Source organism: Sphingopyxis sp. (genome assembly GCF_019459305.1).
Taxonomy (GTDB): domain Bacteria; phylum Pseudomonadota; class Alphaproteobacteria; order Sphingomonadales; family Sphingomonadaceae; genus Sphingopyxis.
Genome location: NZ_JAIBES010000046.1, coordinates 32,289 through 51,919 on the forward strand (window position 1 = coordinate 32,289; position 19,631 = coordinate 51,919).

13 protein-coding genes are annotated in these 19,631 nt (G+C 62.9%); 11 read left to right on the forward strand and 2 right to left on the reverse strand.

What is annotated here, in order from left to right:
• Positions 1-249: 249 nt before the first annotated feature.
• The 3 genes from K0M74_RS05145 to K0M74_RS05155 all read left to right on the forward strand — a co-directional run bounded on the left by K0M74_RS05145 (position 250) and on the right by K0M74_RS05155 (position 4,715).
• On the forward strand, positions 250-2,553 hold the full coding sequence (locus K0M74_RS05145; protein WP_293968775.1) for a TonB-dependent receptor: 2,304 nt from the start codon (positions 250-252) through the stop codon (positions 2,551-2,553).
• Between the two features lie 21 nt (positions 2,554-2,574).
• Positions 2,575-3,342 (forward strand): aspartate dehydrogenase domain-containing protein, encoded by a 768-nt coding sequence (locus K0M74_RS05150; RefSeq protein WP_293968777.1) that lies wholly within the window; start codon positions 2,575-2,577, stop codon positions 3,340-3,342.
• Positions 3,343-3,407: 65 nt separating this feature from the next.
• Positions 3,408-4,715 carry an MFS transporter gene (locus K0M74_RS05155; protein WP_293968779.1) on the forward strand — a complete coding sequence of 436 codons (1,308 nt, stop codon included), beginning with the start codon at positions 3,408-3,410 and terminating at the stop codon, positions 4,713-4,715.
• Positions 4,716-4,730: 15 nt separating this feature from the next.
• Here K0M74_RS05155 and K0M74_RS05160 read toward each other — a convergent pair whose 3' ends face one another.
• A complete protein-coding gene (locus tag K0M74_RS05160) occupies positions 4,731-6,515 on the reverse strand; it encodes a hypothetical protein (RefSeq protein ID WP_293968781.1) in 1,785 nt (594 codons plus the stop codon).
• A gap of 349 nt (positions 6,516-6,864) precedes the next feature.
• Here K0M74_RS05160 and K0M74_RS05165 point away from each other — a divergent pair, with 349 nt between their 5' ends.
• The 8 genes from K0M74_RS05165 (at position 6,865) to K0M74_RS05200 (ending at position 18,544) form a co-directional block, all read left to right on the forward strand.
• Positions 6,865-9,246: a TonB-dependent receptor gene (locus tag K0M74_RS05165; protein WP_293968783.1), complete on the forward strand. Its 2,382-nt coding sequence runs from the start codon at positions 6,865-6,867 to the stop codon at positions 9,244-9,246.
• 49 nt (positions 9,247-9,295) lie between these two features.
• Complete coding sequence (locus K0M74_RS05170) at positions 9,296-11,053, forward strand: hypothetical protein (protein ID WP_293968785.1); 1,758 nt, start codon at positions 9,296-9,298, stop codon at positions 11,051-11,053.
• A 23-nt stretch (positions 11,054-11,076) separates the two neighbouring features.
• The gene (locus K0M74_RS05175) at positions 11,077-11,994 is read left to right on the forward strand and encodes a hypothetical protein (protein ID WP_293968787.1); all 918 of its coding nucleotides are present in this window, start codon (positions 11,077-11,079) and stop codon (positions 11,992-11,994) included.
• Positions 11,995-12,011: 17 nt separating this feature from the next.
• Positions 12,012-12,695, forward strand: coding sequence for a fumarylacetoacetate hydrolase family protein (locus K0M74_RS05180; protein WP_293968789.1), 684 nt, complete (start codon positions 12,012-12,014; stop codon positions 12,693-12,695).
• Positions 12,696-12,806: 111 nt separating this feature from the next.
• A complete protein-coding gene (locus K0M74_RS05185; RefSeq protein WP_293968791.1) occupies positions 12,807-14,435 on the forward strand; it encodes a thiamine pyrophosphate-binding protein in 1,629 nt (542 codons plus the stop codon).
• Positions 14,432-15,874, forward strand: coding sequence for an aldehyde dehydrogenase family protein (locus tag K0M74_RS05190; RefSeq protein WP_293968793.1), 1,443 nt, complete (start codon positions 14,432-14,434; stop codon positions 15,872-15,874). The genes K0M74_RS05185 and K0M74_RS05190 overlap by 4 nt, the downstream gene beginning before the upstream one ends.
• The gene (gene kynU / locus K0M74_RS05195) at positions 15,864-17,135 is read left to right on the forward strand and encodes a kynureninase (protein WP_293968795.1); all 1,272 of its coding nucleotides are present in this window, start codon (positions 15,864-15,866) and stop codon (positions 17,133-17,135) included. The genes K0M74_RS05190 and kynU overlap by 11 nt, the downstream gene beginning before the upstream one ends.
• A complete protein-coding gene (locus tag K0M74_RS05200; protein WP_293968797.1) occupies positions 17,132-18,544 on the forward strand; it encodes an amino acid permease in 1,413 nt (470 codons plus the stop codon). Before kynU ends, K0M74_RS05200 begins: the two co-directional genes overlap by 4 nt.
• On the opposite strand, the gene K0M74_RS05205 is transcribed toward K0M74_RS05200, so the two are convergent.
• On the reverse strand, positions 18,496-19,488 hold the full coding sequence (locus K0M74_RS05205; RefSeq protein ID WP_293968799.1) for a LysR family transcriptional regulator: 993 nt from the start codon (positions 19,486-19,488) through the stop codon (positions 18,496-18,498). The two genes, K0M74_RS05200 and K0M74_RS05205, sit on opposite strands and share 49 nt — an antisense overlap.
• Positions 19,489-19,631: the final 143 nt, after the last annotated feature.

Here is a 19,631-nt window from a genome sequence, read left to right on the forward strand (position 1 = left end):
GCCGCGCCCATTCGGCTCTCTCGTTATCGATGTGACGCCGCCGTGCCTCGCGAACTGGCGAAGTGCCACAGAATCGCGTCGCGTTGCAACGCTGCTATATCAAAACCATATAACAAAGCCTTGTATTATTATTATTCATACAAGCCCCCTTCGATAGCTTCGACAAATCCGAACTGTCTTGAAGCGCGGTACCCGCACGTCCGCAGAGAATGGGTCCGCAGCGATTGGTCATCGGCAAAGGGGGACTAAATGAACAAGCTTTTGAACACGAGCCGGGCCGCGCTGCTGTTGGGGGCAGTTACGACTTTGATAGTCCCCGGATTTGCAGTCGCGCAGGATACTGCTGGCGCCAGCAGCGGCGGGCTGGAGGAAATCGTCGTGACGGCGCGCAAGCGCGAGGAAAATCTGCAATCGGCCCCGGTGTCGGTCGCTGCGTTGAGCGGTGACGCGCTGGAGAAGGCGGGGATCGACGAATTTTCTGAAATCGCCAGTCGTGTGCCGGGCTTCACCCTCAATCCCGACAATGTGTCCGAGCCCAACATCTTTCTGCGCGGCATCGGCACCGATATCGAAAGCGCGGCGTCGAACGCCGCCATCGGGTTCTTCCTGAACGACGTCTATCTGCCGCGGGCACAAGGCACCGCGATCGAGTTGTTCGACCTCGAGCGCGTGGAAATCGTGCGCGGGCCGCAAGGAACCCTCTATGGCAAGAATGTCGTCGGTGGGGCGATCAACTTTATCACCCGCAAACCGACCGACGAATTTCGCGCCGGCGCCGAAGCGGGCATCGGCAATTATGGCGGCTTTTCGGTCAAAGCGCATGTCGCTGGCGGCCTTGCTGAAGGCTTGTCGGGCAGTTTGGCGGCAACCGCGCGGCACCATGACGGCTATGCCTTCAACAGTTTTACAGGCAATGATGTCGAGGATCTGAATGCCTTTGGCGTGCTGGGACAGCTGCGCTTTCAGCCCAATGACTCGCTGGACATCCTGCTCACGGGCGACCTCACGCGTCGGCGCGCGCGCGGCAAGTGGGTTGATATCCAAATCCCCTCGAACCACAATATCCCGTTCGTGAACCCCGACCGCCGCCGCGGTCCCAACAATATCGATGGTACTCAGGACGCCGATCTGGGAGGCGTGCATCTGAGCGCCAATCTGGACGTGGGTGTCGGCACCGTTACGTCAGTGACCGCCTATCGCGAAGGTAGTTTTGCGGCGCTCAACAACGACGCGGGGAGCTTCATCGACTTCACCCGGATGGTCTATGGCCTCGATGGCCGGATCGATTTTGGCGCAATTGACCGCTCACTGTTCAACGACGACTATTACATCAACGACAAATATGAAAAGTCGAAAAGCTTCTCGCAGGAGCTGCGCTTCCGGTCCGATTTCGAAGGGCCGTTCAACGTCCTCGCGGGGCTGTTTTACCAGCGCGAAAAGGTCGCGCGTACCGAGGTTGCCGACTATGTTTTCGTCAACTTCTTCGCGCAGGGCAAAGAAATCGCCGAAACGCGGATGACGAGCAACACCTGGGCTGCGTTCGTCGAGGGCACGTTCGACATCACCGATACGCTGGGGGTGACCGCGGGCATTCGCTATACCAAGGATCGCAAGAACTTCTCGGTCTATCGCGAGACGATCGGGGATTTCCTGGGGGCTGATTTCGAAGATGAAAATGGCAATTTTACCCGCGCCTTTTCGGCCAGCAACAAACAGAGCTGGGATGCCTGGACGCCCAGCATGAACGTGCACTGGCAACCGACGCAAGACGTCTTCCTTTATGCACTTGTCTCCAAAGGCTATAAGTCTGGCGGCTGGAACGGCGAAAACGCCACCAACCCCGGCGAGGCCCGGCTGGCCTATGATCCCGAATATGCGCTGAACTATGAAATCGGGGCCAAAACGACTTGGCTCGACAATCGGCTGCGGTTCAACATCACCGGTTTCTGGACCGAGTATGAAGATCTCCAGACGCAGCAGTTCGTCATTTTCGATCCCAATTTGCCCGCTGACAATGTCATCGCCAATGCGGGCGAGGCGCGGGTTAAGGGTATCGAACTGGAAACCGCTCTGGTCCCGGTGGAAGGGCTGACCCTGTTCGCCAACTATACCTATATGGACGCCAAGATTACCGGCGATCTGATCAGTACCGAACTGCGTTATGATCCCAGCTGCTTTTGCTCGGTGCCGGTGCCGACCAATCTGAAAGGCAATGTGCTCCGCCGCTCGCCCGAAAATTCGTTCAGCATCGGCGGCGATGTCACGGTGCCGCTCAGCCGCCGGATCAACGGATTTGTGCGCGCTGACTATAATTGGACCGATGATTTCTTTTTCGACAACGAAAACGGTCTGCGTACCGCGCAGGATTCGGTCGGCGTGCTCAACGGCTCGATCGGCCTCGCGACCGACGACGACAAATGGGAGCTGAGGCTGTGGGCCAAGAACCTGACCAACGAGCTTTATGAATCGGGCAAGTCCGACGTGATCGGATCGGTGCTCGTGTCCTACAATCCGCCACGCACCTATGGCGCAACGCTGCGGTGGAAATATTGATCCGGTAGCAAGGGTGCGGCGATGCGCATCGGCTTGATTGGTTTCGGCTTTATCGGGGCCGAACTCTATCGCCGCATCGCCGCGGACCCGGGACCGGGGCAGGTTGTTTTCATTCACAATCGAACGCCGTCCCGCCTTGCTGCGATCCCGCCCGAGCTTGTTTTGGACGATCTGGCTGAAGCGGCGGATTGTACCCCCGATCTGATCGTCGAAGCGGCCGGCCCCGATGTTACCCGCCAGCATGGCGCTGCATTTCTGGCCGTTGCCGACTATTTGCCGCTATCGCTCACCGCGCTTGCCGATGATGCGCTGTACGACCGGCTTCGTGATACAGCGGCGCAGTCGGGGCGGTCGCTGCTGATCGCGCATGGCGCGCTCGTCGGTCTCGATAGCCTGATCGAATGGCGCGAGATGTGGGACGATGTCACCATCACCTTTCGCAAGCCGCCCGCGAGCTTGGGCCAAGGCGCGCCGCACCCCGAGCGCAGGAGCCTGTTGTTCGATGGCAGCGTGCGCGATGCGGCGGTGCGCTACCCCAACAATGTCAACGCGATGGTCGCGTGCGCGCTGGCAACAATCGGCCTCGATCGCTGCCGCGCGCGGCTGATTGCCGACCCGGCGATCCACCACCTTGAACTGGCGGTCGAGGCGCGTGGCCGCGACGGCTCGCAACTGTCGATCCAACGGCGTCAGCCGGCAGTGGGCGTATCGGGCAGCGAAATGGCGGCAGCCGCCTATCGATCGGTGCTGCGTGCGGGCGGTCTGTCCCGACCCGTCGAATTCTTGTGACGCACGGCGCAGACGCTTTGCGCGCGGCCGACCGCGTCCAACCGGCCGAAGGAGACGGTGCGACCATGACGAAAGTCCCGATTCAGGAGACGATCGACGCGCTGGCGTTCGGGCCGTTCCATACACGGGTGCTGGCGCTGGTCGCCGCGATCATCCTGCTCGACGGCTTCGATATCCAGCTCGCGGCTTTTGCCGCGCCCGCTATCCTGGCGGACTGGCAGATCGGCTCGGCGGCGCTAGCGCCGGTGATGGCGGCTTCGCTGCTCGGCATGGCATTCGGGACCAGCATCGGGGGACGAATTGGCGACCGGTTCGGACGAAGGCCCGCGCTGATCGGGGCGGTGCTGTGGTTCGGCGCCACCGCGATGCTGACGGCGCTGTGCACCGATGTAACAAGCTTTTCGGTCCTGCGCTTCATTACCGGGCTAGGGCTGGGCGCCGCGGTGCCCAATGCGACCGCCCTGATCGCCGAATGGATGCCTGCAAAAGCGCGCAACTATGCCGTCACGGTCATCTCGGTCGGGGTTCCGTGCGGCGGGATCATCGGCGCGGGTATCGCATCATGGCTGATCCCCGCCTATGGGTGGCCCGCGGCGTTCCTACTCGGCGGTGCGCTGCCGCTGCTGCTCTGCTTCATCATGCTTCGCGCCCTGCCCGAATCGCCAATCCTGCTGGCGCGCCGCGGGGGAGCAGATGACCAGATTGCGCGGATGATTGCCGCGGCAGGCGGATCGGCAGCGGGGCCGTTCGCGCCGCCTCCGGCCGTGTCGGCTAACGGTCAGGTGTTCGGTCCGTCGTTGCGACGTGCGACTTTTGGCATGGCGATCGCATTTTTTGCGGCGTTGATGGGAGTCTATGCGCTGCTCAGCTGGGTTCCGGTGTTGCTTTCGAACGCCGGATTTCCAATGGAGCGCGCCATTCGCGGCGCGATGATCCTAAATCTTTCCGGCGTTGCCGCTTCTTTCGTGCTGACTTGGCTGATGTTGCGGATCGGCTCGCGCGCGACGCTGCTCGGCACGGCTGCTGCCGGAATGGCGGCGCTCGCTCTATGGGCGACGATGTTGCACACGCCCGGTGTTGCGCCCGGGCTTATCCTGCTCGGCCTGGCGGTGACCGGCGCCACCGTGTTGTCGCTGCAAGTATTGTTGCTCACCCTGTCGGCGCATGTTTTTCCGGTCGAATGCCGCGCGGCGGGGATTGGCTATTCGATTACCTTTGGCCGAATGGGAGCGATCTTGAGTGCGTTCGGGGCGGGCATGCTACTGGCGCGGCCCAATGGGATGCTACTGTTCTTCGCAATGCTCGCGGGTGCGCTGATATTGCTAGCGGCGGGCGCGATGCTGATCGATCGGCACCTGCCCGCGCGTCGCTAGACCGTGCCCCCGCTGCTACGGGCGCGGCGGCCATGGCTTGTCGGGGGTCTTAAACATCGGCTTGCCCAGCAGCGGCGACGACAGGGCATAGAAACCATGGTTGGTGAATGCCCACAGGATGTTCCGGTCATATTCGACATAGACGCCATAGGTCAGATTGCCCTGCGACTGGCCGCCGGTTTCCGCGTCGGTGGGAAAACGGGGTACGAAATATCCGGCGATTACGGGCTTAATGGGGTCTTTGACGTCAAAGATCTGCACCCCGGCGTTGTAGAAGGCGTAAGACACCAGGCCGTCGCGGAAGCGGCCCGGCTGGGTCAGATAGCCCGACCGCTTCGGCCCGAAGCTGCCGCGGCGCTGGCAATAATCGGTGAAAGCCGCATCGGCGGGCGGGGTCGGCCGCGGGAACTTGGCCGCGATTTTCAGCTTCGCGGGGTCGCGTGCGTCAACGACGAAAATGTCCTTATAGGGTTCATAACATTCGTCGTTCATCGGATAGCCGTTGCTGAAGATATAGCCGGTCCGCTCAAATTGGCTAAGGTCGACATTATCGAACTCCGTCCCCGCGAACTTGGGTACCTGGTTCACATGACCGACGATCCGGATGTCGGCGGGATTACTGATATCGAGCGCATAGAGCCCAAGCCCTGCCATTGCGCCGAAAGCGATCTTGCCGCCCTCGTCGGGCGATCTGGTCATGAACGGCGGCATCCGCGATCCGAACCATGAGGTTCGGTTGCCGGCCCGGGGGTTCATCAGATAGGCGGCCTCATGGTCTGGATCGCCGAGGATCTGCCCGGGCGCGGCAAACTGGCTGACAAAGGCGGGATTGGCGGGGTCGCTCATGTCCCACACCTGATAACCGGGCGTATAGATATAGTCGGCAAACTCGGTCAGCATGAAGCGGTCATCGGGCGCGGTCGACAAGAACATATATTTGCCGCCCGTCCAGGCGGGAATGTCGAGCGCTCCCGACCCCTGTTGCTGGCCATAGGGCGCATCGGGATGGCGGTAGTCGGTGGTGCGTTCGGCGATCAGCTGCCACTGATCTGGCAGCGGGCCGTCCATCGCATAGACGCGGAAGCCCTTCAGCCCTTGAGAATGCTTGAGCGCGTCGACACCTTTGGGCTCGCGATATTTTTCATCCATGACGCCATATCGCGGCACCTCGAACGCCTGCACCATCACATATTTGCCCAGCCCCTTATGCCACTGGACGTTCGCGGCGCCGAATCCGTCGCTTTTGCCATAGGGATTGACGATATCGCGCTTGCCATGCGCGGCGATGCGCTGTCCGCGGCGATAGACGAGTTTGGACTGGCGCGGATCGGTGATGTCGAAAATCCCGAGGCCCGACCGGTAATAGACGTACATGTACCGCTTCTGGCCGAAGTCGACGATCGTCTGCCATGTATGGCCGGTTGACGGGATGAAGTTGTAGAAGGCCAGGACATCGACATTCTTACGGTAAGATTTCTGATCCCAATGATCGAGCTGACCGGGGAAGTTGGGCGCGGTTCGGACGAGCGGCGTCGCCCTGGGATGGCGGAACGTCCCCGTCGCGGCATCCATGCCATAATCTTGGCCCGGGATGGGGGCGGGAGGCTTGCGGTCATAGGTAAGGTTCCACCAGGCACGGATGTCGGAATCGGGAATATCGCTTGGCGTCGCGGTCAACGGCGGCTGCGGCATGACGCCGTCCGCGGGTTCGTCCTTGGCAAGCGCAGGTGCGGCCACGCCGGTCATCACGAGCGCCAGAGCGCAGCCGATGCCGGGCAATCCACGTTTGATACGCCGCATAATCACATCCCCTGTCCATATCCCAGGGGACTTGTCGGCCGATACGAGTGACTGATCCAATCGCGAATGCCCAGACCGCTATAACAGGTTGGAAATATCGGCAGCAGTCAACATGGCGAAATCGTGATTGGTTTGCGGACACCCCGACGTTGCGATTTGCCTACTGCGTTCATTCCCGTCAAAGCGTCGAGATCGGCGATCGATATGGCCAAATATGAATATCAAGCAAAGGATAATCTATTATATCGATATATAAACATGCGTAACGTCCAGCCTGCAATTCAAACAGGCCGAAAAAGACGCTTGCCCACCTGAAGCAAGACGCGATCGGCCGCTGGGGAGACGGACAATGAAATCAAGTCGAACGATGCGCTGGGCGCTGCTGGTCACGGGGTCGGTTCTTGCCGTGCCGGGCGCCGCGCTGGCGCAAGCGGTCCCAAGTGACGCTGTCGAGGCATCGGCGAACGACGAGATCGTCGTGACCGCCCGCAAGCGCGAGGAAAGCCTGCAGGATGTGCCGATTTCGGTCCAGGCTTTCAGCGGCGCCGCGCTGGAACAGGCGGGGATCAAGGATTTTTCCGAGATCGCTTACCGTGTTCCGGGCCTGAAACTCAGCGCCGAACGCGCGGTCGACACCGAATTGTTCATCCGCGGCATCGGGTCGGACATTCAGGGCGCGGGCGCCGATGGCGCGGTTGGTATCTTCGTCGACGGCTCCTATCTGTCACGCGGCACCGGATCGCTGCTCGACCTCTATGATCTCGAACGCGTTGAGGTGCTGAAGGGACCGCAGGCGCTGCGCTTCGGTAAAAGCGTCGTCGGCGGGTTAATCAACTATGTCACCAAAAAGCCGGGCGACCAGTTCGAAGGGCGCTTCGAGGCGACCTATGGCAATTATGACAAGCTTGACGTCGCGGCCTCGGTGCGTGGGCCGGTGTCGGACACGCTGGGACTGGGACTGGTCGTCAGTTCGCGCCAGCACGACGGCTACGCTATAAACACGCGCGGGGGCGACGAAGAGGATCAAAATGTCCAGTCGGTCCGCGCCCAGCTGCGCTGGCAGCCAAGCGCGACGGTCGATATCAATCTGTCCGCCGATTATACACGGCACCGCGACGGGGCGCGCTGGGTCGATGTCATCGTCCCCGGCGACAGCAACGAAGTCACGTACAACAGCTTCTTTGCGCCGCCGATCGCTAGCCTGCCCGGATTCGTCCTGCCCGACCGCAACGCCCCGTTCAAAAATCCAAATCCGCGCAAGGGCGCGCATAATTTCACCGGCTACCAGAACTCCGACATGTACGGGGTCAGCGGCTCGATCGTCTGGGAGGCGAGCGACAATCTTAGCATCGCGTCGCAGACCGCCTATCGCGATTCCTCGCTCGCTGCGCGCGAAGACGGGTCGGGGCTGTTTTTCAACTTCCCGATCGATCCCGTCACCAAGGCGCCCGACATCACGTCGGCGATGGTCGCGGGGCTCGACACCTATCTGGCGACCGTCCCCGACAGCTATTTCGACAGCAGCAAGGCCGAGGATGTGAAGCAGTTTTCGCAGGAACTGCGGCTGCGCTGGGATGATGGCGGCCCGCTGCGGCTGGAAGCCGGGGTCTATTATCTGCGCGAAAAGATCCGCCGTGCCGAGGATGTAAACTTCCTGTTCCCTGATTTTCAGGCGATCACCGAATTTGCCTTCGCCATGGCTTTTGGCGGCACCCCGGCATCGCCTTTCCCGGGATCGAACCATACGGTGACGACGTCGAACAACGACAATATCGGTGTGTTTGGCGAAGTCAGCTACAGCCTGACCGACCAGCTCACCTTCGATGCCGGGCTGCGTTATGCCTATGACCGCAAAAGCTATTCGAACAATCGCTCGGGCGACTCGTTCGAAGGCGCGCCGGTGAACTTCACCGTGACCGACAAGCGCAGCTGGGACGCCTGGCTGCCCAGCGCCACCCTCCGCTTCGAACCCAGCAATGATGTGACGCTCTATGCCCGCTATGCCAAAGGCTACAAGCCGGGCGGCTGGACCGGCGAGGATGCGAACACGCCCGCCGAAGCTTTGGTGTCGTTCGAGCCCGAAACTGCCGATAGCTTCGAATTGGGGGCGAAGCTCGCGCTGGCCGACCGCCGCGTCTTCATCAATGCCGCGGGCTATTACACGCTGTACGACAACCTTCAGACCAACCAGTTCCTGTCGCCCGGCCCGGGGCTGCCGCCCGACAATTTCGTCTTCAACGCCGCCAACGGCACGCGGGCCTATGGTCTTGAGCTCGATGTCCAGGCGCGGCTGACCGACAGTTTCAGTGTGTCGGGCAACTATGCCTATTCGCGGTGTAACTTCACCGGCGAGCTGATTATCGACGACGACGGTACCGATCTTGATGGCAACAGCTGTCGCCGCACGCCCAGACATGCGTTCGGGATCTCGGCCAATCTCGACCAGCCGATCAGCGATACGCTCGTCCTGCTCGCGGGCAGCGATTTCCAATATACCGGCGCCAACTTCTTCGACAATCCGAACACCCCCATCCTCAAGTTCGACAGCGAGATCCTGCTCAACGCGCGGATCGGGGTGCGCGATGCCGACAGCAAGTGGGAGCTGACCGCCTGGGCCAAGAACCTGACCAACGAGCTCAATTACACCAGCAAGCTGAATCTGTTCGGCACCATCTATGGCACCTATATCCCGCCGCGGACCTATGGCGTGACGGCCCGGTTCCGCTTTTAGAGCGCACCGGGGCCATGCTATTTCGGGTCGAGCCAACAGGGGAATGCCGATGAAACGCGGAGTCAGGAACATCGGCGGCGGTGCGGCGGTCATCGCGGGGCTGCTCTATGCCGCCGCGCTGACGGCGGCGAGTGGCGAGGGTGGGCATCCCACCGGGCCGGTCACCATCGTCGATCCCCAACTGAAGACATGGCATCAGGCGGCGCCCGAAAACCCGCCGCAGCCGCCGGTGCCCGATGTGGATTATGGCATGGACCCGGCGACCGGCACATTCCGCCACCCCGTCGCAACGCCGCTGACCACCAATGCACCCAATTTTACGGGTCAGCTCGATCATTGGGACCAGAATAGTTACGCCAAGAATGTCGAGGTGATCGGTTTCTACCCCGGTGTGACCTCGCCTTGGCATGCATGGGCCAGCGTCGTCGATTTCGGCGGCAAGCGGTACCTTTACACCCATGACCGCGATTATCTGCGGATCATGGACGTCACCGATCCGCGCAAGGCCAAGGTCATATGGTCACAAGGCGGCGTGTGGGGCAGCAAGGGTTCCAGCGAGGATTGGGATGCGTCGGCGGTCACCGATTATTTCGGCGGCGTCACGATCGCGTGGAACAAGAAGCTCCGGCGCAATGTGCTCGTCGCCTCTTACGAGATCGGCCGCTTTGGCCTGATGGACGACAAGCTGCGCCAGCCCGACAAGGTCGCGGCGCAGCGCAATTACAATTCGCTCAAGGGTTTCAAGGTGTTCGAGATGAACGGCCCGACCCCGGACAAGTGGGATCTGATTGCGACGCGGACGACAGACTATCGGCACCCCAATGCGCCGATCGGCAAGCAGCAGGGATCGGGCGCGCTCGATGCGGCGACCTGGTGGGGCGGCAAATATATGCTGTTGTCGGCGGCGCCCGACGATAGCTATTCACTGACCGAATATCCCGACTATCTCTATTCGCCCGGCTATCAGGTCTGGGACATGGGTGATCCCGCGAACCCTAAATTCGTGTCACAGATCAGCGTTCCGGGGCAGCGGCTGGGCGACAAGGACAGCGAGGCCGCGTACCGCGCCAACCCGCGCGCGGGCAACCGCACGAGCTGGATGGGCTCGCGCAACCCCATCGTGCTGACGAAGCCGATCGAGGCGGGCGGCCGGATCGGTTTTGGCGGCATGGGCGGGCTGGGTTTTTACACCTTCGACCTCACCGACCCGGCCAAACCGAAGACGCTTGGCCACCTCAGCGTCCCGCCGAGCTATGCAGGCACCGAGTTCGACAATGTCGATGTCAGCCAATATGACCGCACCGGCTTTGTCTTCTCGAACGGCTATCCGATGAACGAGAATTGTTACGAGCCGTTCAAGGACATTTTCTCGATCGACGTGCGCGATCCGGCTAACCCGAGGGTCGCGGCGAAATTCCCGCGTCCGGTGCCGCCGCCCGGCGCGGCCTTCACCGATTTCTGCCAGCGGCGCGGCAGCTTCGGGCCGAAGCGGTCAGGCGGGCTGGGGCAGCCCGAGGGTGGTCGACAGGGTCTTGCCATCTACGCCTTCTACAACGCCGGAATCCAGATTTTCGACGTGAACGACCCGGCGAAGCCGAGCATTGCGGGCTATTTCGTCCCGCGCTTCCCGACCAAGGACGAACTGCCCGAATATACGTTCGGCAATTCGACCTTCGCCGTGTTCACCGAATATGACCGCAACATCATCTGGGCCTTTTCGGTCAACGGCGTTTACGCGCTGTCGAGTCCGCTCCTTGGCAAGCCGCAACTCGCCGCCCCGAAAAAAGTCTGGCCCGAACGTCATTAGATCGATCTTGAAGGACTGAAATCATGCATGAATGGAAGATTGTGTTGGCGGGAGCGCTGCTCCTCGCCGGATGCTCGGGCGCGCCCGCAGAACAGGCGGCAGAGAAGGCTGCCGAACCGGAGGGAAACAACATCCTGCACATCAGCTGGGGCGGTATCGCCGAAGCCGATCAGGGCGAAGCCAAGCGGCATTGGTCGACCTATGCGATCAATCTGGTCGATGGCGGACCGGCCTATGGCTGGCAGTCCGAAAAGAGCATCCGCTTTCCGTACACGCTGAATTTTGAACTGGCCGGCAACGGCAAGATCGAGGCGGTCGCAATCGACAGCCGGTTCGAGCCCGTCGTCCGCGAGGATGGGTCGATGTCGCAAACCGCCGAAGGGTCGCCGGTGCGGCGCTTTGCGATGCTCGGCTCGACCACCGGTCCCGAGGGGCCGTTCGAACTGCTGGTCGACGGCGAAGCCAAAGCCGATGCGCATACCGTCGTCAAACTGCCCAAGGAAGCTCGCGCGCGCTGGCTGCGGCTGCGCATCGACAGCAACTGGGCGGGCAGCGGCGCGACGCGCCTGTCCGATGTCGCGATCATCGGCGATGTCGAACAACGCGGCGCCGCGGCGGTGGCTGACGTCAGCGGCGTCTATTCGCACGAATATGGACCGATCATGCTGCGCCAGCGCGGTAACGAGATATTGGGGTGTTACAACAACGGCCTCGGCACGCTGCGCGGCACGATCTTTGGCCGGATCATGCGGCTCGCCTGGTTCTCGAACGAGGAGGGCAGCATCGGTGCGGCAACGCTGGTCGCGGCGAACGACAAGCTCTACGGCTTTTGGTATCGGCCCGAGGACAAGATGGGCAGTCCATGGAACGCCGACAGGAAAAGCGGCATCGATGGTACCGGTCTGGGCAAGTGCCGCGCGGTGCTCTATCCGCCGGTCTGAACTTTAGAGGGCGCATCATGAATCCCGTTTTTCCGGTCGCAATGCCATCCGCCGAAATTGCCGGCAGCGATCAGCGGTTTCCGATCCGGCGCATATTCTGCGTCGGCAAGAATTACGCCGATCATGCGCGCGAAATGGGCGGCGACCCCGACCGCGAGCCGCCCTTCTTTTTTTCCAAGCCCTCCGATGCCGTCATTGCAGGGACCGCCGATATTGTGATGCCGCCGCGCACAACCAACCTGCATCACGAGATCGAGCTGGTCGTGGCGCTGGGCGGCGGCGGCACCAATATCGGCGAGGATGGCGCGCTGGCGGCGGTGTACGGTTATGCGGTCGGTAACGACCTGACCCGCCGCGACCTGCAAGCCGATGCCAAGGCCGGCGGGCGACCATGGGATATGGCCAAGGGTTTCGACCATAGTGCGATCCTGTCGCCGATCCTCCCGGTGGCCGACGTCGGCCATCCCTCGTCCGCGCGCATCTGGCTGTCGGTGAATGACGAGCTGCGCCAGGATGGCGACATCGCCGATATGATCTGGCCGGTGGCGGACATCATCGCCGAACTGTCGACCTATGTCGAACTGAAGGCGGGTGATCTGATCTATACCGGCACCCCGGCGGGCGTCGGCCGGATCGTCGCTGGCGACCGGGTTGCGGGCGGCATCGACGGCATTGGCACGATCGCCAATCGCTTCATCTGATCCAGACTATATAACTTCTGGCATATATCGACGCGGCCATTCGGTATTATTTGTTTATGACAGGGCGGCCTAGGCCGGTTGCAGAGACAGGCTCTGTTTGAAGGATCGCGCATGAAATCGACCAATGTGGCTCGCAATGTCGTTGCGGCGCTCCGCGATATGGGGGTGCGCCATGTCTTTGGCGTGCCGAGCGGCGGCTGGGTCGACTATATGGAGGCGATCCGCACCACCGACGGCATCGACTTCGTGCTTGCCAGCCATGAAGGCGGCGCGGGCTTCATGGCCGATATTTGCGGGCGGCTGACCGGGGTGCCCGGCGTTTGCTTCGGCACTTTTGGACCTGGCGCGACCAATCTGGCTACGGGCGTCGGCGGCGCGACGCTTGACCGGTCGCCGATGATTGCGCTGACCGACGAGATGCCCGCGGCCTGGCGCAGTCGCACGATCCAGATGGGGATCGACCATCAGGCGCTGTTCGCGCCGCTCACCAAGGCGACGATGCGGATCGCGCCCGACACCGCGGTCGATACGCTGGCCGAGGCGGCGCGGATCGCGCTGTCGGGCCGCCCCGGCGCAGTGCATGTCGGGCTGCCACAGGGCATGAGTGCAATCGAGGTGAGCGAGGCGCTAATCGGGCCGATTGCCGCCGATCCGGTACCTGATGCCGCCGCCGCCGATGTCGCCGCGCTGGTCGCAGCTTTCACTGCGGCGCGCAAGCCGGTGCTGGCGATCGGGCTGGGCGCTGTTCATGCGCAGGTGCAAGACCGCATCGTGGCGCTGGCCGAACGGTTCGGCCTGCCGGTGCTTCTAACACCGATGGCCAAGGGCATGGTGGCCGAAACCCATTCCAACTATGCCGGGGTGCTGTTCCACGCGTTGTCCGACATGGTCGGCGTGACCCATGCCGAGGCCGATCTGGTCGTCGCGGTCGGCTATGACCCGATCGAGTTCAACTTTGAAAACTGGATGCGCGACGGGCTGGCGCTCGCCAGCATCGACATCGCAGCCGCCGACATCGATACCGCAGTGCATCCCTTGGTCGCCGACACAGTCGGGGCGATCGCGCCGACACTCGATGCCTTGCTCGCGCTGCCTGTCGACGTCAAGGACTGGGATCTGGCCGCGCTCGCCGCGCGCAAGTCCGCCATGTTAGCAAAGCTTGCCGGGCGCGAGGGGGCCTTTGGGCCGTGCGGCGCGCTCGATGTGCTACGCGACGTGCTGCCCGACGACGGCATCATGACCTGCGACGTTGGGGCGCATACGCATCTGATCGGCCAGCATTGGCGCACCCCGGCGCCGGGAACCCAGATCATGTCGAACGGCTGGTCGGCGATGGGATTTGGTTTGCCGTCGGCAATCGCCGCAAAGCTCTGCCGCCCCGACACACCGGTCTGCTGCGTTCTGGGCGATGGCGGGTTCCTGATGACCGCGGGTGAACTGGCGACCGCGGTGCGCGAAAAGCTGCCGCTCGTCATCGTCATCTTTACCGACAACGACCTCGCGCTCATCCGCATCAAGCAGGAAAAGAAATCGAACCCGATTTATGGCACGCCGGTGCGCGCCGAGGGGACGATTGGCGGGCCGTCGCTTTTCGGCGTTCCGGTAACCGTTGCGCGCGATCCGGCCGAATTTCGCGCGGCGCTCGAGGCGGGATTTGCCGCCGACGGCCCGGTGATCGTCGAGGCGCTGCTCGATAGCCGCGAATATGACGGTCTGGTCCTGCGCAAGGACAAGCCATGATGCATGTCGCGTTCGACGGCGGCCGATCGCTGTTGATCGGCGGCCGCTGGGAAGCGGCGAGCAGCATGATGGCGGTGGTGAGCCCCTGGTCGGGCGAAGCGCTGGGCGAGGTCGCCTGCGCCGATGCGGGCCATGTCGAGCGCGCGGTGGCGAGCGCGGTCACGGGTGCGGAAGCGATGCGGGCGCTGTCGACCGGAGCGCGCGCGCGCATCTTGCACGATGCGGCGCAGGCGTTGGAGCGCGATGTCGAACGCTTCGCCGCCGCGATCACCGCCGAGACCGGCAAACCGATCGGAAGCGCCGCGCGCGAGGTTGCGCGCGCGGTCAACACGCTGCGCCTGTCAGCCGAGGAAGCAACGCGGCTCGCGGGCGAAACGATTGCCTTCGACAGTGTGCCGGGCGGCGAGGCGCGGTCGGGCTATTACACTCATGAGCCCTTGGGCGTGATCGCCGCGATTACGCCGTTCAACGACCCGCTCAACCTGATTTGCCACAAGCTTGGCCCGGCGCTGGGCGCCGGCAATGCCGTGGTGCTGAAACCGGCCGAGCAGGCGCCACTAGTGGCGATCATGCTTGCGCGGCTGTTGCTCGCGGCGGGGCTCCCCGACGGCGCACTGCAGCTGCTGACCGGGCGCGGGCGCGATTTCGGCGATGCGCTGACCGGGCATCCCGATGTCGCGATGGTCAGCTTTACCGGCGGCGCCAGCGTCGGTCAGGCGATTGCGCGCGCGGCGGGGATCAAGCGGCTGGCGATGGAGCTTGGCGGCAATGGTCCGGTTATCGTGATGGATGATGCCGATATTGCCAAGGCGGCCGATGCCTGCGCGGCGGGTGCATTTGGGGCAGCGGGGCAGAATTGCATCGGCGTACAACGCATCTATGTCCACGAAGCCGTGCATGACGCCTTTTGCGATGCTCTGGTGGCGCGCGTTAAAGACTTGCGGGTCGGTGATCCGACCGATCCCACCACTGATATCGGGCCGATGATCTCGGCCGCGCAGGCCGAACGGATTGTGGCCTGGACGGCGGAGGCGGTGGCGCAGGGCGCGACCTTGCTGGCGGGCGGTGAGCGGGCGGGAACGCTGGTACGCCCGACCTTGCTGGCGAATGTCGCCGATGATGCGCGCGTCGCCTGTCACGAAGCCTTTGGGCCGGTCGCCAGCCTGTTTCGTTTCACCGAACTCGACGCGGCCATCGACGCCGCCAATCGCGCCAATTATGCCATCCACGCAGCGATCTTCACCGAATCGATCCGTCACGCGCACCATGCGGCGCGGCGCTTGCGGGTCGCCGGGGTGATGATCAATGATTCGACCGACTACAGGCTCGACGCCATGCCGTTCGGTGGCGCCGGGCGGGGCAATATGGGGCGTGAAGGCGTGCGCTTTGCGATGCGCGAAATGTCCCAGACAAAGGTGATATGTTTCCATGACGCTTGATGCCGCCACGATAGAGATCCCCGCAACACCCGACCGCCGCTGGTGCGAGGCGATGGACCGCGCCGACGCACTGGCGCCGATGCGCGACCAATTCGTCCTGCCCGACGGGATGATCTATCTCGACGGCAATTCGCTGGGCGCGATGCCCAAGGCGGCGAGCGTACGGGCGCAGGCGGTCGTGAGCCACGAATGGGGCACCGACCTGATCAGAAGCTGGAACAGCGCCGGCTGGTTCGACCTGCCGGTGCGGCTGGGCGACAAGCTTGCGCCGCTGATCGGCGCCGCGGCGGGCGAGGTCATCGTCTGCGACTCGACCAGCCAGAACCTGTTCAAGGTCTTGTCGGCGGCGGTGGCGATGCGGCCCGATCGCAGTGTGCTGATCCTCGAAGGCAGCAATTTTCCGACCAATAATTATATCGCCGAAGGCGTCGCCGCGGCGACCGGCGGGCGCGTGTCGGTGCGCCTGTGCGAGAAGGACGAGATTGCGGACGCGATCGACGAGAACACCGTCGCGGTCGCGATCACCCATGTCCATTACAAGAGCGGGCATGTCCATGACATGGCGGCGATCACCGCGCGCGCCCATGCCGCGGGGGCGCTCGCGATCTGGGATCTGTGCCATAGCGCCGGGGCGATGCCGGTCGACCTGAATGGCTGCAATGCCGATTTTGCGGTCGGCTGCACCTATAAATATCTCAACGGCGGCCCCGGCTCGCCCGCCTTCCTGTTCGCGGCCAAGCGGCATCAGGGGCAGGCGTTGCAGCCCGTGACGGGGTGGTGGGGTCATGCCGCGCCCTTTGCCTTCGAACCGGGTTACCGCCCGCAGCCGGGACTGCGCCAGTTTCTGATCGGCACCCAGCCGATCCTGTCGATGGCGCTCGTCGAAACCGGGCTCGATATTCATTTGCAGGCCGACATGGCGGCGATCCGTACCAAGTCGATGGCGCTGACCGATCTGTTCATCCGCTTGGTCGAGCAGCGTTGCGGCGGACACGGCTTTACGCTGGCTTCGCCGCGCGAAGCGGCCGAGCGCGGCAGCCAGGTGTCGTTTGCGCATGCCGAGGGTTACCCGATCATGCGCGCGCTGATCGCGGCTGGGGTGATCGGCGATTTTCGCGCCCCCGACACGGTGCGCTTCGGCTTTACCCCGCTCTACGTTGGCTATGCGGATGTCTGGGATGCCGTCGACCGGCTGGTGACGATCATGGATCAGGACGTCTGGAAACGACCCGAACATCAGGCACGCGACGCCGTCACATGACCGACGGGCAGGGGGAAATGGCGATGGACGAACAGGCCTATATGGACCGTGAGGCGGGGCTTGAGCGCGGGCTGACCAAGGCGCAGATCATCATGATCGGCTTGGGCGGGGCGATCGGCACCGGCCTGTTCATGGGGTCGGGGATCGCGATCGGCTATGCCGGTCCCGGCGTGCTGGTCAGCTATGCGATCGCGGCGTTGATCGCGGTGATCATGGTGTTCAGCCTGTCCGAAATGGCTGTCGTCCACCCGACCGCCGGGTCGTTTGGTACCTATGCCGAAATCTATCTTGGCCCGATGATGGGGTTCATCGTCCGCTATACATACTGGATCCAGCAGGTGCTGCTGATCGGCAGCGAGGCTGTCGCGGTCGGCATCTATATGAGCTGGTGGTACCCCGACACGCCCGTGTGGATGTGGGCGATCGGCAGCGCCGCCGTCGTCGTGTGGGTCAACACCCGTGCGGTGCATAATTTCGGGTCGGTCGAATATTGGCTGACCGTGATCAAGGTGTCGGCGATTGTCGGTTTTATCATGCTCGGTATGTCACGAATCTTTGGCATCGTCGGCGAGCCGATCGGCCTGCACAATGTCACCGGGCTGGCGGGCGGCTTTTTCCCCAACGGCTTCTCGGGAGTCTGGATGGCGGTGCTGATGGCGCTGTTTTCCTTCATGGGGCTGGAGTTTGTTGTCGGCACCGCCAGCGAGGCGAAGGATCCGAAAACTGCGATCCCCGCTGCGCTGCGCACGATGGCGGCGCGATTATTCCTGTTTTACATCCTCGCGCTGTTCATCATCGTGGCCTTCCTGCCATGGACCGAGTCGGGCGCGAAGGTCGTCACGGAAAGTCCGTTCGTGAAAATGTTCGCCAGCGCAGGCATTCCCTATGCGGCAGGGTTGATGAACTTTGTCGTCGCCACCGCGGCACTGTCGGCGATGAATACCAGCATATATATGGGGTCACGGATGCTGTTTTCGCTGGCGCGCGGCGGCTATGCTCCGCGCGCGCTGGGTGAGCTGAATGCACAGAAGGTACCGATGCGCGCGACGCTGTTGACCGGCGTCTGCATTCTCGCTGCAGCCTCCGTATCGATCCTGACCCCGCTGGCGTATAATTACCTGTTCGGGATCACGCTGTTCGGGGGGCTGCTCGTGTGGAGCACGATCCTCGTCAGCCACCTGCGTTTCCGCCGCCAGCACAAAGCCGCTGATCTCCCGGTGCAGATGCCCTTTTTCCCCTATGCGCAGCTTCTGGGACTGGCGCTTCTCGCCGCCATTGCGGTGACGATGGCGCTCGACACCGACTTTTGGCAGACTGCGGTAATCGCCGGGGTACCCTGGCTGATAGTGGTGAGTATGGCCTATTTCGTCTGGCGGCGGGTCGCTGCGGGATCGTCGGCCACATCCTGAGCTTGTCCCAGTTCGGCGCGGATTTCGGCGGCGATCTCGTAAACGATCGCCATGAAATAGCTCGCCGCCGCGGATAGCTCGCCATGGGCATGGGTGGTCGCGCCGATGCGCGAATTCGCGCCCTCCAGAACGACGGGCAGCGCAGTCAGCCCGGCCTGACCCATGCCGACCTGATGCGGCATGGTGGCCAGCATGTCGGTGTTCATCAGCAGCGCATGGTTGGTCAGGATCGAAACCGATTCGATGACGTCGTTCGGCGGCTCCAGTCCCTCGTGGCGAAAGGCGTGGTCGACCTGGCGACGCAGCGACGTCTGCGGCGGCGGCATCACCCACGCCTGATCGGTCAGATCGGCGAGCTTCAGGCCGCTACGCTGGGTCAGCGGATGCCCCTCGCGCACCATGATCGACACGGTGTCGAGATAGAGCACCTCCTGCCGCAGCCCCTCGCGCTCGCGATATTCGGGCAGGCGGCCCAGCACGACGTCGATGTCGCCGGTGCGCAGCCCGGGCATCAGGCGGTCGATCGTGCCTTCATCGACCGTCACCGCGATTCCGGGGCGCCGTTCGCGCAGCCGCGCGAGTGCGCGCGGCAGCAGCGACGTCGATGCGGCGAGCAACGTACCGACATGGACGCGGCCCGACAGCCCTTCCTCCAGCGATTGCAGTTCTTCCCCCGCGTGGCGAAGCTGGGTGAGGATCAGCTTGGCATGCTTGATCATCACCCGGCCAAAATCGGTCGGCGTTACCCCGCGCGACGACCGGTCGAACAGCTGGACTCCCAGCGCGTCTTCCAGTTCCTTGATGCTCTTGGTCGCGGCGGGCTGGGCGATGTTCAGCGCCTGCGAACCTTTCAGTACTGTGCCTTCGTCGGCGATCGCGGTGAGCAGGCGGAGCTGGCGCAGTTTGAGCCGACTCAGCAGAAAATTTTCGTGGAACTTTGGCATCTTGACCCCTTGGCGCCGGTTTTGCGTCGTTATAGCCATTTTATAATAGCGAGGGCAAGTCTCGGGATTATTGTTGATAGCTAAGCCTCGTTACCCAAGGTCATGGCCTGCGCCCGGATCGGTGAGCAGGCGCGACGGCAAAC

Bases quoted from the DNA above. Each gene is read 5' to 3' on its own strand.
- K0M74_RS05160 (WP_293968781.1), bottom strand. From the start codon at position 6,515: ATGCGGCGTATCAAACGTGGATTGCCCGGCATCGGCTGCGCTCTGGCG.
- K0M74_RS05165 (WP_293968783.1), top strand. From the start codon at position 6,865: ATGAAATCAAGTCGAACGATGCGCTGGGCGCTGCTGGTCACGGGGTCG.
- K0M74_RS05205 (WP_293968799.1), bottom strand. From the start codon at position 19,488: ATGCCAAAGTTCCACGAAAATTTTCTGCTGAGTCGGCTCAAACTGCGC.
- K0M74_RS05180 (WP_293968789.1), top strand. From the start codon at position 12,012: ATGAATCCCGTTTTTCCGGTCGCAATGCCATCCGCCGAAATTGCCGGC.
- kynU (WP_293968795.1), top strand. From the start codon at position 15,864: ATGACGCTTGATGCCGCCACGATAGAGATCCCCGCAACACCCGACCGC.
- K0M74_RS05170 (WP_293968785.1), top strand. From the start codon at position 9,296: ATGAAACGCGGAGTCAGGAACATCGGCGGCGGTGCGGCGGTCATCGCG.
- K0M74_RS05155 (WP_293968779.1), top strand. From the start codon at position 3,408: ATGACGAAAGTCCCGATTCAGGAGACGATCGACGCGCTGGCGTTCGGG.
- K0M74_RS05190 (WP_293968793.1), top strand. From the start codon at position 14,432: ATGATGCATGTCGCGTTCGACGGCGGCCGATCGCTGTTGATCGGCGGC.
- K0M74_RS05145 (WP_293968775.1), top strand. From the start codon at position 250: ATGAACAAGCTTTTGAACACGAGCCGGGCCGCGCTGCTGTTGGGGGCA.
- K0M74_RS05200 (WP_293968797.1), top strand. From the start codon at position 17,132: ATGACCGACGGGCAGGGGGAAATGGCGATGGACGAACAGGCCTATATG.
- K0M74_RS05185 (WP_293968791.1), top strand. From the start codon at position 12,807: ATGAAATCGACCAATGTGGCTCGCAATGTCGTTGCGGCGCTCCGCGAT.
- K0M74_RS05175 (WP_293968787.1), top strand. From the start codon at position 11,077: ATGCATGAATGGAAGATTGTGTTGGCGGGAGCGCTGCTCCTCGCCGGA.
- K0M74_RS05150 (WP_293968777.1), top strand. From the start codon at position 2,575: ATGCGCATCGGCTTGATTGGTTTCGGCTTTATCGGGGCCGAACTCTAT.